Annotated in this window: 19 protein-coding genes; 13 read left to right on the top strand and 6 right to left on the bottom strand. The window is 69.0% G+C overall.

All coding sequences use genetic code 11. From position 1 onward, the window contains the following. Nucleotides 1-51 precede the first annotated feature (51 nt). Both ACFYWY_RS15515 and ACFYWY_RS15510 read left to right on the top strand, forming a co-directional pair. Nucleotides 52-1,611, top strand: a complete 1,560-nt coding sequence (locus ACFYWY_RS15515; RefSeq protein WP_389185574.1) for an RDD family protein — start codon at nucleotides 52-54, stop codon at nucleotides 1,609-1,611. A 79-nt stretch (nucleotides 1,612-1,690) separates the two neighbouring features. Continuing rightward, complete coding sequence (locus tag ACFYWY_RS15510) at nucleotides 1,691-2,422, top strand: RDD family protein (protein ID WP_389185571.1); 732 nt, start codon at nucleotides 1,691-1,693, stop codon at nucleotides 2,420-2,422. On the opposite strand, the gene ACFYWY_RS15505 is transcribed toward ACFYWY_RS15510, so the two are convergent. Then, nucleotides 2,408-2,764 carry a hypothetical protein gene (locus tag ACFYWY_RS15505; protein ID WP_389185568.1) on the bottom strand — a complete coding sequence of 119 codons (357 nt, stop codon included), beginning with the start codon at nucleotides 2,762-2,764 and terminating at the stop codon, nucleotides 2,408-2,410. The two genes, ACFYWY_RS15510 and ACFYWY_RS15505, sit on opposite strands and share 15 nt — an antisense overlap. Before the next feature lie 372 nt (nucleotides 2,765-3,136). On the opposite strand from ACFYWY_RS15505, the gene ACFYWY_RS15500 reads away from it, so the two are divergent. Further along, a complete protein-coding gene (locus ACFYWY_RS15500) occupies nucleotides 3,137-5,554 on the top strand; it encodes an immune inhibitor A domain-containing protein (protein WP_389185565.1) in 2,418 nt (805 codons plus the stop codon). A 123-nt stretch (nucleotides 5,555-5,677) separates the two neighbouring features. Next, nucleotides 5,678-5,992: a hypothetical protein gene (locus ACFYWY_RS15495; RefSeq protein WP_389185563.1), complete on the top strand. Its 315-nt coding sequence runs from the start codon at nucleotides 5,678-5,680 to the stop codon at nucleotides 5,990-5,992. Nucleotides 5,993-6,122: 130 nt separating this feature from the next. Here ACFYWY_RS15495 and ACFYWY_RS15490 read toward each other — a convergent pair whose 3' ends face one another. Further along, nucleotides 6,123-6,707: an isochorismatase family protein gene (locus tag ACFYWY_RS15490; protein ID WP_389185560.1), complete on the bottom strand. Its 585-nt coding sequence runs from the start codon at nucleotides 6,705-6,707 to the stop codon at nucleotides 6,123-6,125. A 135-nt stretch (nucleotides 6,708-6,842) separates the two neighbouring features. After that, nucleotides 6,843-8,171: a nicotinate phosphoribosyltransferase gene (locus ACFYWY_RS15485; protein WP_389185557.1), complete on the bottom strand. Its 1,329-nt coding sequence runs from the start codon at nucleotides 8,169-8,171 to the stop codon at nucleotides 6,843-6,845. Nucleotides 8,172-8,251: 80 nt separating this feature from the next. Between ACFYWY_RS15485 and clpS the strand changes: the two genes are divergently transcribed. The 7 genes from clpS (at nucleotide 8,252) to ACFYWY_RS15450 (ending at nucleotide 13,076) form a co-directional block, all read left to right on the top strand. Then, entirely contained in the window at nucleotides 8,252-8,566 is a 315-nt protein-coding gene (clpS, locus tag ACFYWY_RS15480; protein ID WP_389185554.1) for an ATP-dependent Clp protease adapter ClpS, read from the top strand. Then, nucleotides 8,566-9,159 (top strand): DUF2017 domain-containing protein, encoded by a 594-nt coding sequence (locus tag ACFYWY_RS15475; RefSeq protein ID WP_389185551.1) that lies wholly within the window; start codon nucleotides 8,566-8,568, stop codon nucleotides 9,157-9,159. The genes clpS and ACFYWY_RS15475 overlap by 1 nt, the downstream gene beginning before the upstream one ends. 358 nt (nucleotides 9,160-9,517) lie before the next feature. Continuing rightward, entirely contained in the window at nucleotides 9,518-10,984 is a 1,467-nt protein-coding gene (locus ACFYWY_RS15470; RefSeq protein ID WP_389185548.1) for an amino acid permease, read from the top strand. 81 nt (nucleotides 10,985-11,065) lie between these two features. Then, nucleotides 11,066-11,488, top strand: coding sequence for a Mov34/MPN/PAD-1 family protein (locus ACFYWY_RS15465; RefSeq protein WP_389185545.1), 423 nt, complete (start codon nucleotides 11,066-11,068; stop codon nucleotides 11,486-11,488). Nucleotides 11,489-11,597: 109 nt separating this feature from the next. After that, entirely contained in the window at nucleotides 11,598-11,714 is a 117-nt protein-coding gene (locus ACFYWY_RS15460; RefSeq protein WP_389185542.1) for a putative leader peptide, read from the top strand. 133 nt (nucleotides 11,715-11,847) lie between these two features. Beyond that, nucleotides 11,848-12,126, top strand: coding sequence for a MoaD/ThiS family protein (locus tag ACFYWY_RS15455; protein ID WP_389185539.1), 279 nt, complete (start codon nucleotides 11,848-11,850; stop codon nucleotides 12,124-12,126). Next, the gene (locus tag ACFYWY_RS15450) at nucleotides 12,126-13,076 is read left to right on the top strand and encodes a PLP-dependent cysteine synthase family protein (protein ID WP_389185536.1); all 951 of its coding nucleotides are present in this window, start codon (nucleotides 12,126-12,128) and stop codon (nucleotides 13,074-13,076) included. Before ACFYWY_RS15455 ends, ACFYWY_RS15450 begins: the two co-directional genes overlap by 1 nt. Nucleotides 13,077-13,416: 340 nt before the next feature. Here ACFYWY_RS15450 and ACFYWY_RS15445 read toward each other — a convergent pair whose 3' ends face one another. Beyond that, nucleotides 13,417-13,881, bottom strand: a complete 465-nt coding sequence (locus ACFYWY_RS15445; protein ID WP_389185534.1) for a type II toxin-antitoxin system PemK/MazF family toxin — start codon at nucleotides 13,879-13,881, stop codon at nucleotides 13,417-13,419. Between the two features lie 178 nt (nucleotides 13,882-14,059). Between ACFYWY_RS15445 and ACFYWY_RS15440 the strand changes: the two genes are divergently transcribed. Beyond that, the gene (locus ACFYWY_RS15440) at nucleotides 14,060-14,812 is read left to right on the top strand and encodes an MBL fold metallo-hydrolase (protein ID WP_389185531.1); all 753 of its coding nucleotides are present in this window, start codon (nucleotides 14,060-14,062) and stop codon (nucleotides 14,810-14,812) included. Nucleotides 14,813-14,890: 78 nt separating this feature from the next. On the opposite strand, the gene ACFYWY_RS15435 is transcribed toward ACFYWY_RS15440, so the two are convergent. Next, complete coding sequence (locus ACFYWY_RS15435) at nucleotides 14,891-16,144, bottom strand: PTS transporter subunit EIIC (RefSeq protein ID WP_389185528.1); 1,254 nt, start codon at nucleotides 16,142-16,144, stop codon at nucleotides 14,891-14,893. A gap of 260 nt (nucleotides 16,145-16,404) precedes the next feature. Next, nucleotides 16,405-17,700, bottom strand: coding sequence for a PTS transporter subunit EIIC (locus tag ACFYWY_RS15430; RefSeq protein ID WP_389185525.1), 1,296 nt, complete (start codon nucleotides 17,698-17,700; stop codon nucleotides 16,405-16,407). Nucleotides 17,701-17,941: 241 nt separating this feature from the next. Here ACFYWY_RS15430 and ACFYWY_RS15425 point away from each other — a divergent pair, with 241 nt between their 5' ends. Continuing rightward, nucleotides 17,942-18,175: a PTS glucose/sucrose transporter subunit IIB gene (locus tag ACFYWY_RS15425; RefSeq protein ID WP_307663158.1), complete on the top strand. Its 234-nt coding sequence runs from the start codon at nucleotides 17,942-17,944 to the stop codon at nucleotides 18,173-18,175. The last annotated feature ends 68 nt before the right edge of the window (nucleotides 18,176-18,243 follow it).

Here is an 18,243-nt window from a genome sequence, read left to right as displayed (position 1 = left end):
TAGATGTGGTGCCTTGAATTGAGGCTCTCAAGGAGATACAGGACCACGGTGATGAGCGCCCCCACCCCGGCCACCGGCGACGGCAGCCCCACGCCCGGCTACTACCCGGATCCATCCATTCCTGGATATGTCAGGTACTGGAACGGTGCGGCCTGGGTGCCCGGCACAAGCCGGCCCGCGCCCGGGACGGACGAGGCGATGCCTGCCGCGCCCGGCCCGGCGGCAGCCGGGGCCGACGTGCCTGCGGCCCAACGCCAGGCCCCGGCCGCGATGGAGGAGACCGGTCCGGTCTTCTTCGACGAGGAGCCGAACGACGAACCGTCACGCCCGGAGCCGGCCACCGCCTGGCAGGCCGACGCCGCGCGCCAGAGCGGATTCGGCGGCGAACGCGACAACCGCGTCGCGTGGGGCGGCGGCCAGGACCCGCGCACGCCTGACCGGGCCGGCGCGTCCGCCGACCCGCGTCTGCCCGCCTCGTCGGGCGCGCCCGCGGACCCGACGGGCGGCGCCCTGCCGGGCGTACGTTCGCTGGGCCCGGCCGCCGGGGGCGAGCCCACCACGGACGGCACGGTCTCGATCCGCGCCCTGCGCCCGAGCAAGGGCGGTCCGGCCGCCGGGAGTTCGGGCACGGCGGACCCCGCGGCGGCCGCGCCCGCCGACGACCCGTCCGCCCGCCACCCCCAGCCGCAGCCGCCCGCCGACGGGACGGTCTCCATCCGCGCGCTGCGCGCCGGTGGCGGAGCGCCCGCCGGGCAGGCCGATGGACCGTTCTCCGTCCGGTCCATGACACCGGGCGCATCCGCGGCGCCCACCACGCCCGCGGCCCCGGCCGCGCCCGCTCAGCCCCAGCCGCAGGCCCCGGCCCAGCGCCGCCCGCAGCCGCAGGCGCCCGTCCAGCCGCAGCCCCAGCCGCAGGCGCCCGTCCAGCCGCAGCCCCAGCCGCAGGTGCCCGCGCAGTCCCAGGCGCCCGTCACCAACGGCCCCGGCGGCGGCTCCGCCTCCTGGGCGCAGCAGGTCCATCGGCTCGCCCAGCCCGGATCCGCGGACGCCGCAGAGGCCGAGCAGCCCGTCGTGCCCTGGAAGCCGCCGGTCAGCGACCCGTTCCTGCAGGCCGCCCAGGCTCAGGCGGCGGCCCGTCCCGCCTCGCTCGGCAAGCGGCTCGCCGCCCGGCTGATCGACGCCCTGCTGCTCGGAGCGCTGGTGGGCGCCGTCGCCGTACCCGTCCTGTCCCAGGCGCGCGCCCATGTCGACGAGAAGATCGAGGCGGCGAAGCAGTCGGGCGAGACGGTCACCGTCTGGCTGGTCGACTCCACCACCGTGGGCCATCTCGGCATCATCCTCGGCGCGCTGCTGGTCCTCGGTGTGCTGTACGAGGCGCTGCCGACGGCGAAGTGGGGCCGCACTCTCGGCAAGAAGCTCTGCGGGCTCACGGTCTGGGACATCGAGTCCCACCAGCCCCCGTCCTTCGGGGCCGCGCTGCGCCGCTGGCTCGTCTACAGCGTGCTCGGCGTGATCGCACTCGGGGTGCTCAATGTGCTGTGGTGCCTGTTCGACCGCCCGTGGCGGCAGTGCTGGCACGACAAGGCGGCGCACACCTTCGTGACCGGCTGATTCGCGACCGGCTGACCGCGTTCCCCCGAACGGCGTGCGAGCCGTTGCGGGGGCCATCGGGGCGCGGTGCACTGCCCCCATGAGCAACAACCATCCGCCGCCCGGCCAGCCGCCCGAGGACGACCCCTTCTTCAAGAAGCCCCAGGAACCCACGCCGCCGTCGGCGGGCGGTCCTCAGGAGCCCCGGCCCCCGGGGGGACCGCCGCCGCCCGGAGGCCCGTACGGGCCTCCACCGGGTGGCTCCGGTCCGTACGACGGCGGTGGCGGCCAGCCGCCGCCGGGCGGTCCGAACGCCTACGGAGGGGCGTACGGCGGCGCGGACCCGCTGTCCGGGATGCCGCCGCTCGCGGACTTCGGCAGGCGGTTCCTGGCCCGCGTGATCGACGTGCTGATCGTCTTCGTGCCGCTCTTCCTGATCTCTCTGGCCTTCGGAGGCTGGGACGTCGGGACGGACGACGGCGACAGCTGGGACGACTTCACCAACCAGGTGAACACCGGAAGGCAGTGGATCTGGTCGCTGGTCTCCCTGGTCGCGTACGTCGGCTATGACACCGTGATGACCGCCAAGGGGCACGGTCAGACCGTCGGCAAGCGCCTGATGAAGATCCGGGTCGCCATGCTCAACGACGGCAGCGTGCCGGACGTCAGCTCCTCGCTGATGCGAGCGATCGTCCTCTGGGTGCCCGCGCTGGTCTGCTGCTTCTGCCTCTGGTGGCTCATCATCATCGCGACGATCCTGGCCGACAAGCCGTACAAACAGGGTCTGCACGACAAGGCGGGCAAGACGGTCGTGGTGTCAGCGCCGCAGTGAGGGCTCGCCGACCCTGGTCTCTGCGCCCGCGTGCGCGCGCGATGCGGACACCCGGGTGGTGAGACCGTCGGCGGAGGCGGCCGAGGCGGCAGGGGTGGAAACACCGGAGGCGGCGGCATGGTTCGTACGGACCGTGCCCGCCGCCTTCGTCGTCCTCGGTCCCCGTGCGGTCCTGCCCATCGGCAGGGCGACGGCGACCACCAGGCCGAGCGCCATCGACGCGACGCCTATGGCGGCGACAGCGATGCCGTTGGCGGTACGGGTGAGCAGCAGCAGGGCGAGGGTCGAGAAGACCACAGTGGCCGAACCGTAGGCGAGCTGTGCGGCAGTCGGACGCGGCATGACGGAATCCGTCCTCGGGACATGGTCGGGGGGTGTCTCTCTCAACGCGGTCGCACTGACAAATGACTCTACGACGGTGGATGCCCTGGAGGAACGGGCGGTAAGCGTGACCTAACCCACGGTGCCGGTGCACGGGGGGCGCACGGAGTCATTCGTTCGGCCAACTGCCTAATCCGGTGCGCCCGTTGTTCGATTGTTCGTCGTCCGGATACCGGAACTTGGCTCGCGCATAGTGCAGTTGGTCTGCTCAAGTCAAGGTCTGTCTTTTCTCCGGCAACTCCGGTCGAATGTCGTCACTTGTGACGCGACACCGCGCGCGGACGACCCCACATCCGGTCCGTTGCGACGGACCGCGGGGGAGGACAGCATCAAGTGACCACCAAGCGACGGACGATCAGAGCGTCCGCGATGCTCGTGGCCCTGGCCGCGAGCACCGCGTCGGCCTCGGCGTTCAGTAGCGCGCAGGCCGACAACCAGCCGTCGTCGGCATCGACAGGCATCGAGCGCCATGACCCGGCGCCGCAGAAGGGCCATGTCGAGCACGATCTCGAGGGCCCGTTCAGCAAGCAGCAGGAGCAGCAGCGCGAGGCTGCGCTGGAGCAGGTCATAGCCGGCGACGCGACCGTGCAGAAGCGCGGCGCGTCCAATGTCGTGAAGCTCGGCGAGAAGAAGTACGTCGAGCTCGGCCGGGAGAAGACGGACAAGATCTTCACGATCCTGGTGGAGTTCGGCGACAAGGTCGACGACACCACCATGTTCGACCCGGACGGCCCGGAGGGCCCAGAGGCACCGGTCAAGAAGTACGGGGGCACGCCGGGCCCGCTGCACAACAAGATCGCCCAGCCGGACCGTAAGAACGACAACTCCACGGCCTGGCAGGCGGATTACAACCAGAAGCACTTCCAGGACCTGTACTTCGGCACCGGCAAGGACAAGACCGGTCAGCCGAAGCACTCCCTGAAGACCTACTACGAGAAGACCTCCTCGGGCCGTTACTCGGTCGACGGCGAGGTCTCCGACTGGGTCAAGGTCGACTACAACGAGGCCCGCTACGGCTCCAACTACTGCGGCGACAGCAACTGCGCCAACGTCTGGGACACGGTCAAGGACGGTGTCACCTCCTGGGCCGCCGACCAGAAGGCCAAGGGCCGTACCGACGCGCAGATCAAGGCGGACCTGGCCAAGTACGACCAGTGGGACCGCTACGACTTCGACAACGACGGCAACTTCAACGAGACCGACGGCTACATCGACCACTTCCAGATCGTCCACGCGGGCGAGGACGAGTCGGCGGGCGGCGGCGCCGAGGGCACCAACGCCCTGTGGGCGCACCGCTGGTACGCGTACGGCACCGACGCGGGCAGGACCGGCCCGGCGAACAACAAGGCCGGCGGCACCCAGATCGGCTCCACCGGCATCTGGGTCGGTGACTACACCATGCAGCCCGAGAACGGCGGCCTCGGTGTCTTCGCCCACGAGTACGGTCACGACCTCGGTCTGCCCGACCACTACGACACCTCGGGCAAGGGCGAGAACTCGACCGGCTTCTGGAGCCTGATGTCGGCCGGCTCCTGGCTCGGCACCGGCAAGGACTCCATCGGCGACCTGCCGGGCGACATGAACGCCTGGGACAAGCTGCAGCTGGGCTGGCTCAACTACACCAAGGGCAAGGCGGGGACGAAGTCCACGCACAAGCTGGGTGTGGCGGCGTACAACACCAAGAACCCGCAGGCGCTCGTCGTCGAGCTGCCGAAGAAGCCGGTCACCACGACTGTCGTGAAGCCCTCCGAGGGCTCCAAGCAGTGGTGGAGCGACATGGGTGACGACCTCAAGAACACCCTGTCCCGCCCGGTCGACCTCACCGGCAAGTCCAAGGCCTCCCTCGAGCTTTCTGGCTGGTGGGACATCGAGGCGGGCTACGACTACCTGTACGCCGAGGTGTCGACGGACGGCGGCGCCAACTGGACGCCGGTGGACGGCACGGCGGACGGCAAGCCGATCAGCCGCGACGCGGGCGACAAGCCGGCGCTGACCGGTGCGTCGAACGCGTACAAGAAGCTGGCGTACTCGCTGGACGCGTACGCCGGCAAGAAGGTCGACGTCCGCTTCCGCTACCAAACGGACGGCGGCGCGGGCGGCAAGGGCTTCGCGGCGGACGCGCTGAGCGTGGTCGCGGACGGCAAGGCGCTGTTCACCGACAACGCCGAGGGCGACGACGCGGGCTGGACCTCGAAGGGCTTCTCGCGCATCGGTGAGTCCTTCACCAAGGAGTACGAGCAGTACTACCTGGCCGAGAACCGTCAGTACGTCTCGTACGACAAGACGCTGAAGGTCGGCCCGTACAACTTCGGCTTCAAGGCGCCGAAGGACTCCTGGGTCGAGCACTACCCGTACCAGAACGGCCTGCTGATCTGGCTCTGGGACACCTCGCAGAAGGACAACAACACCAGCCAGCACCCGGGCCGTGGCCTGGTCCTGCCGGTGGACGCGCACCCGAAGGCCATGAAGTGGGCGGACGGCACGCTGCTGCGGAACAAGATCCAGGCGTTCGACTCGACCTTCAGCCGGTGGCGGACCGACGGCTTCACGCTGCACAAGGCCGACGTCGGGCTCCGGATCAAGCCGCAGGCGGGCAACCCGGTCTTCGACGACCGCAAGGGTGTGTACTGGTTCGCCGAGAACCCGACGGCGGGTGTCCAGGTAACTGACACCAACACCAAGATCTCGATCGTGAGCGAGCCGCTGAACGGCCAAACGATCACGGTCAAGGTCGGCCCGTCGACCAAGTAATTCGCGTTTTAGCAGGTCAGAGCATGATCGGCCGTCGCCCTCTAGCGGGCGGCGGCCGATCGTGTTTAGGTGCGTCTTGCCAGGTCCTTATTGACATGCCATCTCACGGGGGAGTGGTTCCGCATGCCCGGCGGAGGTTTTTGCAAGTTGCCGAACGGCAACGTGGTGGTCGCGCTCAGCCTGCCGAGCCCGGTGGGCGACGGCAGCCAGGTCCGCTTTCTGGTCCTCGCCGCGAACCGCGCCAGGGCGCTGACGCGGCTGCGGAATCTGGGTCTGCGGGCGGTGTATCTGCGGGGCAACGCGGAACCGCCGACCCCGGACGAGATCACGGCGGTGCTGCACCATCCGGACGGCCTGCTGTGGCGTGCGACGCCGGAGGTCCGCGAGGAGCTCTGGCACCCGATAGGGGCGCTGCTGAGCCCGGCGCGCTTGGCGTGAACCGGGGCTCCGCCCCGGACCTCCCCCATAGCCCTTCGGGCATGGGAGGTGCCCCCACCCCCTACGCCCTGCGGGCGTGGGGGGACCCCCACGCCCGCAGGGCGGCGAGGCTGGAATTCAGCCCCGGCAGTCACACCACCGGCTTGCCGGACAGCTCCACGCCCGCCGCCCGCAGCTCCGCCAGCGCCTTCTGCGTCGTCTCCTGCGCGACGCCCGCCGTCAGGTCGAGCAGCACATGCGTCGTGAAGCCCGCCCGCGCCGCGTCCAGCGCCGTCGCCCGTACGCAGTGGTCCGTCGCGATGCCGACCACGTCGACCTCGGAGACCTCACGCGCCCGCAGCCACGCCGCCAGCGTCGTGCCGTTCTCGTCCGTGCCCTCGAAGCCGCTGTACGCAGCCGCGTACGCGCCCTTTTCGAAGACCGCGTCGATCGCGCCCGACGCGACCGCCGGAGCGAAGTTCGGGTGGAAGCCCACGCCCTCCGTGCCGGCGACGCAGTGCGGCGGCCACGACCTGACGTAGTCCGGGTGCTCCGAGAAGTGGTCGCCCGGCTCTATGTGGTGGTCGCGGGTGGCGACGACATGGCGGTAGCCCGGCTGGGCCTGGCCCACCAGGTCCGTGATGGCGGCTGCGACTTCGGCACCCCCCGCCACCGCGAGGCTGCCGCCCTCGCAGAAGTCGTTCTGAACGTCCACGACGATCAAGGCGCGGTGCATGGCGGGTGTCCTTCGATGGGGGGCGGCGGGGAGACCTGCGGGCGGCGAGCGGATGTATTGAGCCTAGAGACTCCGGACGCCTTGCGGGAGAGGGCTTCAGGCGGCGTTCACGCGGACTCCGTCGTACGTACTTCGTCACGCGTACTCGGTGGGCAGGACCGGCTCGCCCCTGGACAGCTGCATCGCCGACATCGGCAGCCCCGCCCGCGCGGCGATGTGCCGCTCGCGCACCGCGTCCAGCGGCTCGCGGGCGACGACCTCGCCGCCCTTGACCAGCTCCACCAGCAGCTGCCGGTCCACGAGGTCCGGCGGCACCGCGTCGACGCAGATCACCTCCGCCTCGGCGACCCCGTCCGCGTCCAGCCGGCGCGCGGCCCATTTGCGGCCGCCGATGGAGGTCTTGCCGCCCAGCGACTTCTTCGCGACCGGCAGCAGCGGAGCCTTGGGGTCGGCGGACCCGGACCTGGCGACCAGCTTGTAGACCATCGAGCAGGTGGGGTGCCCGCTACCGGTGACCAGCTGTGTTCCCACGCCGTACGCGTCCACCGGCGCCGCGGCCAGTGAGGCGATGGCGTACTCGTCCAGGTCCGAGGTGACCACGATCTTGGTGCCGGTCGCGCCGAGCTCGTCCAGCTGCTGCCGCACACGGTGGGCGACCAGCAGCAGGTCCCCGGAGTCGATGCGTACGGCTCCGAGCTCGGGACCGGCGATGTCCACCGCCGTACGGACGGCCTCGGCCACGTCGTAGGTGTCCACCAGCAGCGTCGTGCCCCGCCCGAGCGAGTCGACCTGCGCCTGGAAGGCGTCGCGCTCGCTGTCGTGCAGCAGGGTGAAGGCGTGTGCGCTGGTGCCCACCGTCGGAATGGCGTAGCGGAAGCCCGCCGCCAGATCGGAGGTGGAATTGAAGCCGCCGACGTACGCCGCGCGGGCCGACGCGACCGCGGAGAGCTCGTGCGTACGCCGTGCGCCCATCTCGATCAGCCGCCGCCCGCCCGCCGCCGTCGACATCCGGGAGGCCGCGGCCGCGATCGCCGAGTCGTGGTTGAGGATCGACAGGACGACGGTCTCCAGCAGCACGCACTCGGCGAAGGTGCCCTCGACCCGCATGATCGGCGAGCCCGGGAAGTAGACCTCGCCCTCCGGATAGCCCCAGATGTCTCCGCCGAAGCGGTACGAGGCGAGCCACCGCAGGGTCGGCTCGTCGACGATCTTCCGCTCTTTGAGAAAGTCCAGCACGCCCGCGTCGAAGCGGAAGTTCTCGACGGCGTCGAGCACCCGGCCGGTGCCCGCCACGACGCCGTACCGCCGGCCCTCGGGGAGCCTGCGGGTGAAGACCTCGAAGACGGATCGGCGATCGGCGGTTCCGGACTTCAGTGCCGCCTGGAGCATCGTGAGCTCGTACTGGTCGGTGAAGAGCGCCGTCGACGGAACGTCCACCGGCAGCCCAAGGTCCGCAGGGTTCATACGCCGGATGCTACCGCACATCTCGTCAGAGTGACGAGATGTGCGGGTCGTTTGTGCGATGAGCCCTCTTGGGTGGCAGCATGGACCAGGTGAGTGTTGCTCCCACAGAGATCGAACGCCCTGAGTCGGCGGAAGAGACCTTCGCCGTGCCCGAGCCCGACGTGCCGTGGGTGACGCTCGTCCACAACGATCCGGTCAACCTGATGAGCTACGTCACCTATGTCTTCCAGGCCTATTTCGGCTACTCCAAGGACAAGGCGCACAAGCTGATGCTCGATGTCCATCACAAGGGACGCGCCGTCGTCTCCAGCGGCAGCCGCGAGGAGATGGAGCGTGACGTGCAGGCGATGCACGGTTACGGCCTGTGGGCGACGCTGTCCCAGGACCGCTTCTGATGGCCGGGCACTTCGAGTCGATTCCCGGCGGCGGCGCCGCCGTCGCGCTCGACGAGGTCGAGATCTCCATCCTGCGCTCGCTGGCCGTACAGCTGCTTGAGCTGATCGGGCCCGGCGACGAGCCGGTGGAGGGCGAGGACCCGCTGGCCGCGCTGTTCGCCGAGGGGCCGAGTGAGCCGCCGACCGACCCGGCGCTGGCCCGCCTCTTCCCGGAGGCGTACGCAGGTCCCGGCGCCGACATAGAGGACGAGGAACTGCTCGCCGCGTCTTCGGAGTTCAGGCGCTTCACCGAGAAGGACCTGCGCTCCCGCAAGCGCGACGACGCGCTCGCGGTCGTCCGCACCCTCGACTCGCTGGCCTCGGCCGGCGAGGGCGGCGCCGTCCTGAAGCTGACCGCCGACGACTGTCTGCACTGGCTCGGCGCGCTCAACGACCTGCGGCTGACCATCGGCACCCGTCTGGAGGTCGGCGACGAGGACGAGAACGGCGAGCTGTACCGGCTGCCCGACTCCGACCCGCGCAAGCCGATGGTGATGGCCTATCTCTGGCTCGGCGCGCTCCAGGAGACGCTCGTCGAGACGCTGATGTCCTGACTCCGCGGCTCCTGACTCCTGATGTCCTGAGATGTCCATGTGGGCGCCATCGGGCGTTCGCTCAACGGACACTCAAATCCGGATAACGATCCCGTCACCACAGCGCCTTGGATTGCGTTGCCGAGGGACGTTTGTCCCCTTCTTCGTGTGGCGTGCGGCACGTTTCCCTGGGTGAATCAATGTTGCAGGCGTGATAAATCTTCACGACCGCCTGCGGGACGCCACCCATGTCCCCGGGGGCGCTTGGGCCGGCTGACCGCCGGTAGCACTCCATCCACTTCCGGGGGGATCAGGACCTGGTCCGCAGTCGCGCGGCAGACGCGGCGCGCGGGCCAGCATGGAGAAAGGGCGCATCACCATGACCTCACTGCAGGTCGACAAGCACGACGGCAATGAGGCCGCGGGGTCCGCGGCAGGCGGAGACGAGGGCTACCAGCGCGGACTGGGTGCTCGTCAGATCCAGATGATCGCGATTGGCGGGGCCATCGGCACCGGCCTCTTCCTCGGCGCGGGCAAGGGCATCTCCAAGGCCGGCCCCAGCCTCATCCTGGCCTACGCCATCGCGGGCCTGGTCATCTTCTTCATCATGCGGGCGCTGGGCGAGCTGCTCATGTACCGCCCGGTCTCGGGGTCCTTCTCCGAGTACGCGCGTGAGTTCGTCGGTCCCTTCGCGGGCTTCGTCACCGGATGGACGTACTGGCTCTTCTGGGTCGTCACCGGCATCACCGAAGTCACCGCGGCCGCCACGTACATGACGTACTGGTGGGACATTCCGCAATGGCTCTCCGCGCTGGTCTTCACGGTCATCCTCTACGGCGCGAACCTCATCTCCGTGAAGCTCTTCGGCGAGCTGGAGTTCTGGTTCTCGATGGTCAAGGTGACGGCCATCATCGGCATGATCCTGATCTGCGCCGGTGTACTCACGATCGGCTTCTCCGACGCCGGTGACACCGCGTCCGTCACGCACCTGTGGTCCGACGGCGGCTTCTTCCCCAAGGGCATCGGCGGCACGCTGATGACCCTTCAGCTCGTGATGTTCGCCTTCCTCGCGGTCGAACTGGTCGGCGTCACCGCCGGCGAGTCCAAGGACCCGGAGAAGACCCTCCCCAAGGCCATCAACACCGTGCCGTGGCGTATCGCCGTCTTCTACGTGGGCGCGCTGATCATGATCCTGTCGGTGGTGCCCTGGACCCACTTCCAGCCGGGCATCTCGCCGTTCGTCGCCGCCTTCGAGAAGATGGGCCTCGGCATCGGCGCCGCGATCGTCAACTTCGTCGTGCTGACGGCCGCGCTCTCCTCCTGCAACTCCGGTATGTACTCCACCGGCCGCATGCTGCGTGACCTGGCGCTCAACGGGCAGGGCCCGAAGGCCTTCACCAAGCTGACGAAGAACGGCCTGCCGCTGATGGGCACGACCTTCTCCGCCGCGCTGATGCTGGTCGGCGTCTGGATCAACTACAAGGCTCCGGGCGAGGCGTTCAACTACGTCGTCTCGTTCGCGACCATCTCCGGCATGTGGGCCTGGATCATGATCCTGGTCTGCCAGATCCGCTACCGGGCCCAGGCAGACCGCGGCCGGCTGCCGCAGTCCACCTTCAAGGCGCCCGGGGCCCCGTACACCAGCTGGTTCGCGCTGCTCTTCATCGGCATGGTCATCGTGATGATGGGCATCGACAAGGACGCGCGGATCTCGCTGTACTGCGCGCCGCTGTGGGGCCTGCTCCTCGCCGTGACGTACCTGGTCCTGAAGAAGCGCAACCCCGAGGGCGCGGCCTTCGCCAAGCGCTCGACGCAGGGTGGACCCAGGCGCCGGCCGCTGCGCTGACCCCAGCGCCGACGTCCGTCATTCGGGCCGGTCCGTACCACTCATCGGTACGGGCCGGCCCTTCTGCTTATCCTGTCGCTCATGCTGACCCTTACCCAGGCCCTGTTCGACCAGATCGTGGCGCACGCCCGCGCCGACCACCCCGACGAGGCCTGTGGCGTGGTCGCGGGCCCCGAGGGCAGTGGCCGCCCCGAGCGCTTCATCCCGATGCTGAACGCCGCCCGATCGCCCACGTTCTACGAGTTCGACTCGGGGGACCTGCTGAAGCTCTACCGGGAGCTGGACGACCGCGAAGAAGAGCCGGTGATCATCTACCACTCGCACACGGCGACCGAGGCGTACCCGTCCCGTACGGACATTTCGTACGCCAATGAGCCGGGCGCCCACTATGTCCTGGTCTCCACGGCCGACGCCGATGGCGCGGGCCCCTTCCAGTTCCGCTCCTTCCGCATCGTGGAGGGCGAGATCACCGAGGAAGAGGTCAAGGTCGTAGAGGCGTACTGAGCGCGGCCGCCTCACCCCGGCACCTCCTGTGACCGCATGCTGAGCAGAGTTCGTCCATCATGCGAGATCACATTCCGGAACCCGGACCGGGAATCGTTACGATGACCGCATGGTTTCCCATGACGTGAGCGACAAGACGCCGAGCGCCCCGCTGCTCGTGGCGCGGCTGCACGTCGACCTGTGCCGTCTCGCCAGCGCGATGTGTACGACCCGCGCTGCGTCCTGACCGTTCCGGCCGGTTGCCAACCACGGCCGCACGGCCCGAGCGCACTGCACCGCACCACCCCCTCGCGCGGGGGCCAGAGCCGCGCGCCCCTTGTGCCACCCCCGCCACCCTCCCGAAAACAGGAGCCCACGTCATGGCCATCGAGGTCCGCATCCCGACCATCCTCCGCCCCTACACCGGCGGCGCCAAGGCCGTCGAGGGCAGCGGGGACACTCTCGCCGAGCTCTTCGCCGACCTCGAGTCCCGCCACAACGGCATCCAGGAGCGCATCGTCGACGGCGACCAGCTGCGCCGCTTCGTGAACGTCTATCTGAACGACGAGGACGTCCGCTTCCTGGACGGCATCTCCACCAAGCTCGCCGACGGCGACAGCGTCACGATCCTCCCGGCCGTCGCCGGCGGCATGGTCTGATGCGTTACGACTCCCCGCTCGCGGCGGTCGGCAACACCCCGCTGGTCCGCCTTCCGCGGCTGTCCCCGTCGGACGAGGTCCGCATCTGGGCGAAGCTGGAGGACCGCAACCCGACCGGCTCGATCAAGGACCGCCCGGCGCTCCACATGATCGAACAGGCGGAGAAGGACGGCCGCCTGACTCCGGGCTGCACGATCCTGGAGCCGACGTCAGGCAACACCGGTATCTCGCTGGCGATGGCGGCCAAGCTCAAGGGCTACCGGATCGTGTGCGTGATGCCGGAGAACACGAGCGAGGAGCGCCGTCAGCTGCTGGCGATGTGGGGCGCGGAGATCATCCCGTCGCCCGCGGCGGGCGGCTCCAACACGGCGGTACGGGTCGCCAAGGAGCTGTCGGCAGAGAACCCTTCCTGGGTGATGCTCTACCAGTACGGCAACCCGGACAACGCGGGCGCGCACTACGCCACGACGGGCCCGGAGATCTTGGCGGACCTCCCCTCCGTCACCCACTTCGTGGCGGGCCTGGGCACCACAGGCACGCTGATGGGAGTGGGCCGCTACCTGCGCGAACACGTCCCGGGCATCCGCATCGTCGCCGCGGAGCCGCGCTACGACGACCTGGTCTACGGCCTCAGGAACCTGGACGAGGGCTTCGTCCCCGAGCTGTACGACGCGTCGGTCCTGACGACCCGCTTCTCGGTGGGCTCGGCGGACGCGGTCACCCGCACCCGCGAACTCCTCCAGCAGGAGGGCATCTTCGCGGGCGTCTCGACGGGGGCGGCGCTGCACGCGGCGATCGGAGTCGGCAAGAAGGCGATGAAGGCGGGCGAACAGGCGGACATCGTCTTCGTGGTCGCGGACGGCGGCTGGAAGTACCTGTCGACGGGCGTCTACACGGCCCCGACGACGGAGGCGGCGATCGAAGCGCTGCAGGGCCAGCTCTGGGCGTAGGCCCAGCCGACGCGACGCCGCGGGGGAGCGGGGGCGCGAGCCCCCGCGTCCCCCCGGTCGGCGGGACCGCGAGCCGCGACGTAGCCCCGGGGTCTGCGGGGCGAGAGTCGCGTATCCCCCGGGCAGAGGGGCGCGCGAGCCCACGTATCCGCGAGGCTGACGTACCCAGGTCATTGGGGTGTGGGACCTATGTCCCCTTTGGGCCAGTGAGCGCGCCAGCCCTGAGTCCCCCGGTCGGTGGGGCCGCGAGCCGCGACGCAGCCCGGGGTCTGTGGGGCGAGACTCACGTATCCCCGGGTCGGTGGGGCCGCGTACGGGCGAGGCCCGCTTACCCACCAGGTCACGGCGTCAGGTGCCGTACCTGGTCCCACACCGTCGGGTCCACCACTCCCACCCTTCGGCGAAATTCCCACACCCCTACATTCCGCAGCTCGTCCGTCTCCAGAAAGCTCGGCCGCCCCCGCGCGTCCCCCACCGTCCCCGGCGGCAGTGAGATCACGCCCGGACTCTCGTCGTGGTACTTGCTCGTGATCTTCGCGACCTGCGCCGTCCCGCCCCGTACCGACAGCACCAGGCACGGCCTGTCCTTCGACCCGGGGCCGTCCTCGTACGGGACCTCCGCCCACCAGATCTCGCCCGGTCGCGGGCGCCGCTTCGGGCCGCGCCGGGGCCCCGGCGGTCGGCCCGGCGGGCGGGCGCGGCCGCCCGGGCGGCGGGACGCTATCCGCCCGCGCCCGTCCACCACCGTGGCGACCAGCGCGATCACCACCACGGCGAGCACTGCGAGCCACCACGACGTGTCCATACCCCAGACGGTACCGGCGCGCCGCCACACGCGCGCGCTCCGTCCGAACCGGTGACAGAGCAGGTGAGTTCCCCCACAACGGCCCGCCACCGAGGAGCGACCAGCCGTTTCGCGCCTTACGCTCGACAGACCGCACGACCCTCTCCCAGCCCTCCCCGTCAACGGAGGTTCAAGCTCCATGAAGCTCACCGTCGTCGGCTGCTCGGGGTCGTTTCCGTCCGCGGAATCGGCCTGCTCGAGCTACCTCGTAGAGGCCGACGGCTTCCGGCTGCTTCTCGACATGGGCAACGGCGCCCTCGGCGAGCTGCAGCGCCACATCGGTCTCTACGACCTCGATGCGATCTTCCTCAGTCACCTTCATGCGGATCACTGCATCGATATGTGCGGGTATTTCGTGGCCCGCTACTACCGACACGATGGCGGTCGCTGCGACGCCCTCCCGGTCTACGGCCCGGAAGGCACCGAGCAGCGCCTGACCACTGCGTACGCGGACACCCCCTCCGCCACCTCCATGAGCGAGGTCTTCGACTTCCACACGCTCAAGGCCGGCAGCTTCCACATCGGCCCGTTCTCCGTGCGCACGGAGAGGGTGAGACACCCCGTCGAGGCGTACGGCATCCGCCTGGAGCACGCCGGCAAGTCGCTGACGTACTCCGGCGACACCGGCGTCAGCGAGACCCTGCACGAACTCGCCGACGACACCGATCTGTTCCTCTGCGAGGCGTCCTTCACGCACGGCAAGGAGGACGTCCCCGACCTCCACCTCAACGGCCGCGAGGCCGGCGCCCATGCCCAGCGCGCGAACGTCGGCCGGCTCGTGCTCACTCACATCCCGCCGTGGACGGACGCGCAGCAGAATCTGGCGGACGCCCGCATGGTCTACGGCGGCCCTGCCGAACTGGCCGTCGCGGGTGCGGTCTACGAGGTCTGACCGGAAGAAAGAAGAAAGCCGAAGCCCCTGCCCTTCCGTACGGAAAGGCAGGGGCTTCGGTCCTCAGCGGAGGGCTGACTACGCCTTCGTCAGGTCCTCGACCTCTTCCTCGGGCTCACGGCCCGGGGTGGTGAGGTTGAACCTGACGATCGCGAAGCGGAAGACCGTGTAGTAGATCGCCGCGAACGCCAGGCCGATCGGAATGATCATCCATGGCTTGGTCGCGAGTCCCCAGTTCAGGAAGTAGTCGATCGCGCCGGCCGAGAAGCTGAAGCCGTGATGCACGCCGAGCGCCCAGGTCACAGCCATGGACACGGCGGTCAGTACGGCGTGGATGGCGTACAGCAGCGGCGCGACGAAGAGGAACGCGAACTCGATCGGCTCGGTGATGCCGGTGACGAACGACGTCAGCGCCAGCGACATCATCATGCCCATCACGGCCTTGCGGCGCTCGGGGCGAGCGGTGTGCGCGATGGCGAGCGCGGCGGCCGGGAGGGCGAACATCATGATCGGGAAGAAGCCCGACATGAACTGACCGGCCGTGGGGTCGCCGTGGAAGAAGCGCGGCAGGTCGCCGTGCCACATCTGGCCCGCGGAGTCCTTGAAGGAGCCGATCTCCTGCCAGGCCACGGTGTTCACGAACTGGTGCATACCGATGGGCAGCAGCGCCCGGTTGATGACGCCGAAGATGCCCGCGCCGACAGCGCCGAGGCCGGTCATCCACTCGCCGAAGTCGGTGATGACGTTGCCGACGGGCTCCCAGATGAGGCCGAACAGTACGCCCATGGCCGTGCCGACGAAGGCCATGATGATCGGCACGAGGCGGCGGCCGTTGAAGAAGCCGAGCCAGTCGACGAGCTTCTTGCGGTGGTACCGCTGCCAGATGACGGCGGCGAGCAGGCCCATGATGATGCCGCCGAAGACCTTCGGGTCGTTGTAGGTCGCGGGTATGTCGGCGCCGGCCTGGACCTTGGCCTCTGCGATGGGGAACGCCGTGAGGACGTTCTTGTACACCAGGAATCCGACGAGCGCGGCGAGCGCGGTGGAGCCGTCGGCCTTCTTGGCGAAGCCGATCGCGATGCCGATACAGAACAGCAGGGGCAGGTTGGCGAAGACGGCGTCACCGGCCGTGGCGAAGACCGCGGCGACCTTGTTCCAGCCCAGGCCGTCCTTGCCGAACACGTCGTCCTGGCCCAGACGCAGCAGGATGCCTGCCGCCGGCAGGACGGCGATCGGCAGCTGCAGGCTCCGGCCGACCTTCTGCAGGCCCTGGAACAGACCCGAACCCCACTTCTTGGTGGGCGACGCCGCCGTAGCGGTAGCCGTACTCATCAACTTCCTCCAGTGGGCAAGGCGCCGCGGCATACACGGGGGAGGGCGGCATCTCAAGGGGAACGCGGCGAAACGCCGCGTGGTCTACACCACTCAGTGGTGTAGACCAGTTTTAGCACGGTGAGGGCGGGATAAGGAACCTTCGATTTCTGTGGGCTGGACCATAGGGCGAAATGCACGACATAAGGCCCCCGGACCACAGGTCCATGGGGCCTTATGAGGCATTACGCCGAGGGCCGCAGGGCGCAGGAAGCGCTGTCCTACTTGATGACGTCCCGGTCCAGTTCGCCCTCGACTTCCTCCGGTTCACGCCCCGGCGTCGGGATATTGAACTTGGTGATCGCGAACCGGAAGATCGCGTAGTACACCACCGCGAAGCCCAGGCCGATCGGAATGAGCAGCCAGGGCTTGGTCGCCAGGCCCCAGTTGATGACGTAGTCGATCAGACCGGCCGAGAAGCTGAAGCCGTCCTTGGCTCCGAGGCCCCAGCTCAGCGCCATCGAGACACCGGTGAGCAGCGCGTGGATCACGTACAGCAGCGGCGCGACGAAGAGGAACGAGTACTCGATCGGCTCGGTGATGCCGGTGACGAAGGACGTCAGTGCGAGCGACAGCATCAGACCGCCGATCTCCTTGCGGCGGTGCGGCTTGGCGCAGTGCGTGATCGCCAGCGCCGCCGCCGGGAGAGCGAACATCATGATCGGGAAGAAGCCGGTGGTGAACTGGCCCGCGTTCGGGTCGCCCGCCAGGAACATGCTGATGTCGCCGTGCACGACCGTGCCGTCCGGCTTGGTGTAGCTGCCGAACTGGAACCAGATGGGCACGTTCAGGAACTGGTGCAGGCCGACGACGAGCAGCGCCCGGTTCGCGACACCGAAGATGCCCGCACCCCACGCGTCCAGGCCCGACAGCCAGTCGCTGAAGCTCTCCAGCGCGTCGCCGACCGGCGGCCAGACGAACAGGCACAGGGCTGCGAAGACGATCGCGACGAACGACATGATGATCGGGACGAGTCGGCGGCCGTTGAAGAAGCCGAGCCAGTCCACGAGCTTGGTGCGGTGGTAGCGCTGCCAGAAGTAGGCGGCCAGCAGGCCCATGATGATGCCGCCGAAGACGCCCGGGTTCTGGTACGCGTACGCCACGACCATGCCGTCTTCCGACTGGCAGCCGACGGTCACTGCCTTCGCCGTGCCCTCGCAGTCCTTGGGGAACTGGTGCAAGACGCCGTAGTAGACGAGGAAGCCCGCGACGGCCGCGAGCGCTGTGGAGCCGTCCGCCTTCTTGGCCATGCCGATCGCGACGCCGACGCAGAACAGCAGTGGCAGGCCGATGTTGGGGTCCAGCAGCGCGCCGCCGGCGCCGGCCATCACCTTGGCGACGTCGTTCCAGCCCAGGCCGTCCGCGCCGAAGACATCGGGCTGGCCGAGCCGGTTGAGGATGCCGGCCGCGGGGAGGACGGCGATGGGCAACTGCAGGCTGCGGCCCATCTTCTGGAGCCCCTGGAACGCGCCGGTCCACCACTTGTGCTGTGGTGCGGCAGCGCTGTCCGAACTCATCGGCGTCCTCCCGGAAGATGCCTGGTTTGGCAGGTGTTGCAGACTGGTGTAGACCAGTTGCGGTACGGTCCCGGGGTCCGGTCGCGGGACAGTGTTCCCGTGATCGTCATCATTCGGTACGAGATGGTTACTCGCCCGTGAAGATGGGCCAACCGTGCGTTACCGTGACAAAGCGGGCCGATGGTGGGCCGAGGCAGCGCTGAGCGCCCAGCGAACGCGCTCTTGAACGCAGGGAGAAGACATGGCCAGCAAGGCTGAGAAGATCGTCGCCGGGCTCGGCGGGATCGACAACATCGAAGAGATCGAGGGCTGCATCACCCGCCTCCGCACCGAAGTCGTGGACCCGGCCAAGGTCGACGAGGCCGCCCTCAAGGCCGCCGGAGCCCACGGTGTCGTCAAGATGGGCAACGCGATCCAGGTCGTCATCGGCACCGACGCCGACCCGATCGCCGCCGACATCGAGGACATGATGTGAGCCGCTGAGCCACTGTACGAAGCCGTACGCAGCCGTACGAGAAGGGCCCCGCTCCGGCCGGAACGGGG

Origin of the sequence: Streptomyces sp. NPDC002870 (assembly GCF_042888505.1) — a bacterium.
Lineage (GTDB): Bacteria > Actinomycetota > Actinomycetes > Streptomycetales > Streptomycetaceae > Streptomyces.
The sequence above is the reverse complement of the archived record's forward strand: the minus strand, read 5'-3'. Positions and strand labels throughout refer to the sequence as shown.

What these genes read in the sequence shown, in the direction of transcription:
- ACFYWY_RS15505 (WP_389185568.1), bottom strand. Translation starts at nt 2,764, where the DNA reads ATGCCGCGTCCGACTGCCGCACAGCTCGCCTACGGTTCGGCCACTGTG.
- ACFYWY_RS15445 (WP_389185534.1), bottom strand. Translation starts at nt 13,881, where the DNA reads ATGGACACGTCGTGGTGGCTCGCAGTGCTCGCCGTGGTGGTGATCGCG.
- ACFYWY_RS15425 (WP_307663158.1), top strand. Translation starts at nt 17,942, where the DNA reads ATGGCCAGCAAGGCTGAGAAGATCGTCGCCGGGCTCGGCGGGATCGAC.
- ACFYWY_RS15460 (WP_389185542.1), top strand. Translation starts at nt 11,598, where the DNA reads ATGGTTTCCCATGACGTGAGCGACAAGACGCCGAGCGCCCCGCTGCTC.
- ACFYWY_RS15455 (WP_389185539.1), top strand. Translation starts at nt 11,848, where the DNA reads ATGGCCATCGAGGTCCGCATCCCGACCATCCTCCGCCCCTACACCGGC.
- ACFYWY_RS15440 (WP_389185531.1), top strand. Translation starts at nt 14,060, where the DNA reads ATGAAGCTCACCGTCGTCGGCTGCTCGGGGTCGTTTCCGTCCGCGGAA.
- ACFYWY_RS15430 (WP_389185525.1), bottom strand. Translation starts at nt 17,700, where the DNA reads ATGAGTTCGGACAGCGCTGCCGCACCACAGCACAAGTGGTGGACCGGC.
- ACFYWY_RS15475 (WP_389185551.1), top strand. Translation starts at nt 8,566, where the DNA reads ATGGCCGGGCACTTCGAGTCGATTCCCGGCGGCGGCGCCGCCGTCGCG.
- ACFYWY_RS15450 (WP_389185536.1), top strand. Translation starts at nt 12,126, where the DNA reads ATGCGTTACGACTCCCCGCTCGCGGCGGTCGGCAACACCCCGCTGGTC.
- ACFYWY_RS15515 (WP_389185574.1), top strand. Translation starts at nt 52, where the DNA reads ATGAGCGCCCCCACCCCGGCCACCGGCGACGGCAGCCCCACGCCCGGC.
- clpS (WP_389185554.1), top strand. Translation starts at nt 8,252, where the DNA reads ATGGACCAGGTGAGTGTTGCTCCCACAGAGATCGAACGCCCTGAGTCG.
- ACFYWY_RS15465 (WP_389185545.1), top strand. Translation starts at nt 11,066, where the DNA reads ATGCTGACCCTTACCCAGGCCCTGTTCGACCAGATCGTGGCGCACGCC.
- ACFYWY_RS15490 (WP_389185560.1), bottom strand. Translation starts at nt 6,707, where the DNA reads ATGCACCGCGCCTTGATCGTCGTGGACGTTCAGAACGACTTCTGCGAG.
- ACFYWY_RS15495 (WP_389185563.1), top strand. Translation starts at nt 5,678, where the DNA reads ATGCCCGGCGGAGGTTTTTGCAAGTTGCCGAACGGCAACGTGGTGGTC.
- ACFYWY_RS15470 (WP_389185548.1), top strand. Translation starts at nt 9,518, where the DNA reads ATGACCTCACTGCAGGTCGACAAGCACGACGGCAATGAGGCCGCGGGG.
- ACFYWY_RS15435 (WP_389185528.1), bottom strand. Translation starts at nt 16,144, where the DNA reads ATGAGTACGGCTACCGCTACGGCGGCGTCGCCCACCAAGAAGTGGGGT.
- ACFYWY_RS15485 (WP_389185557.1), bottom strand. Translation starts at nt 8,171, where the DNA reads ATGAACCCTGCGGACCTTGGGCTGCCGGTGGACGTTCCGTCGACGGCG.
- ACFYWY_RS15510 (WP_389185571.1), top strand. Translation starts at nt 1,691, where the DNA reads ATGAGCAACAACCATCCGCCGCCCGGCCAGCCGCCCGAGGACGACCCC.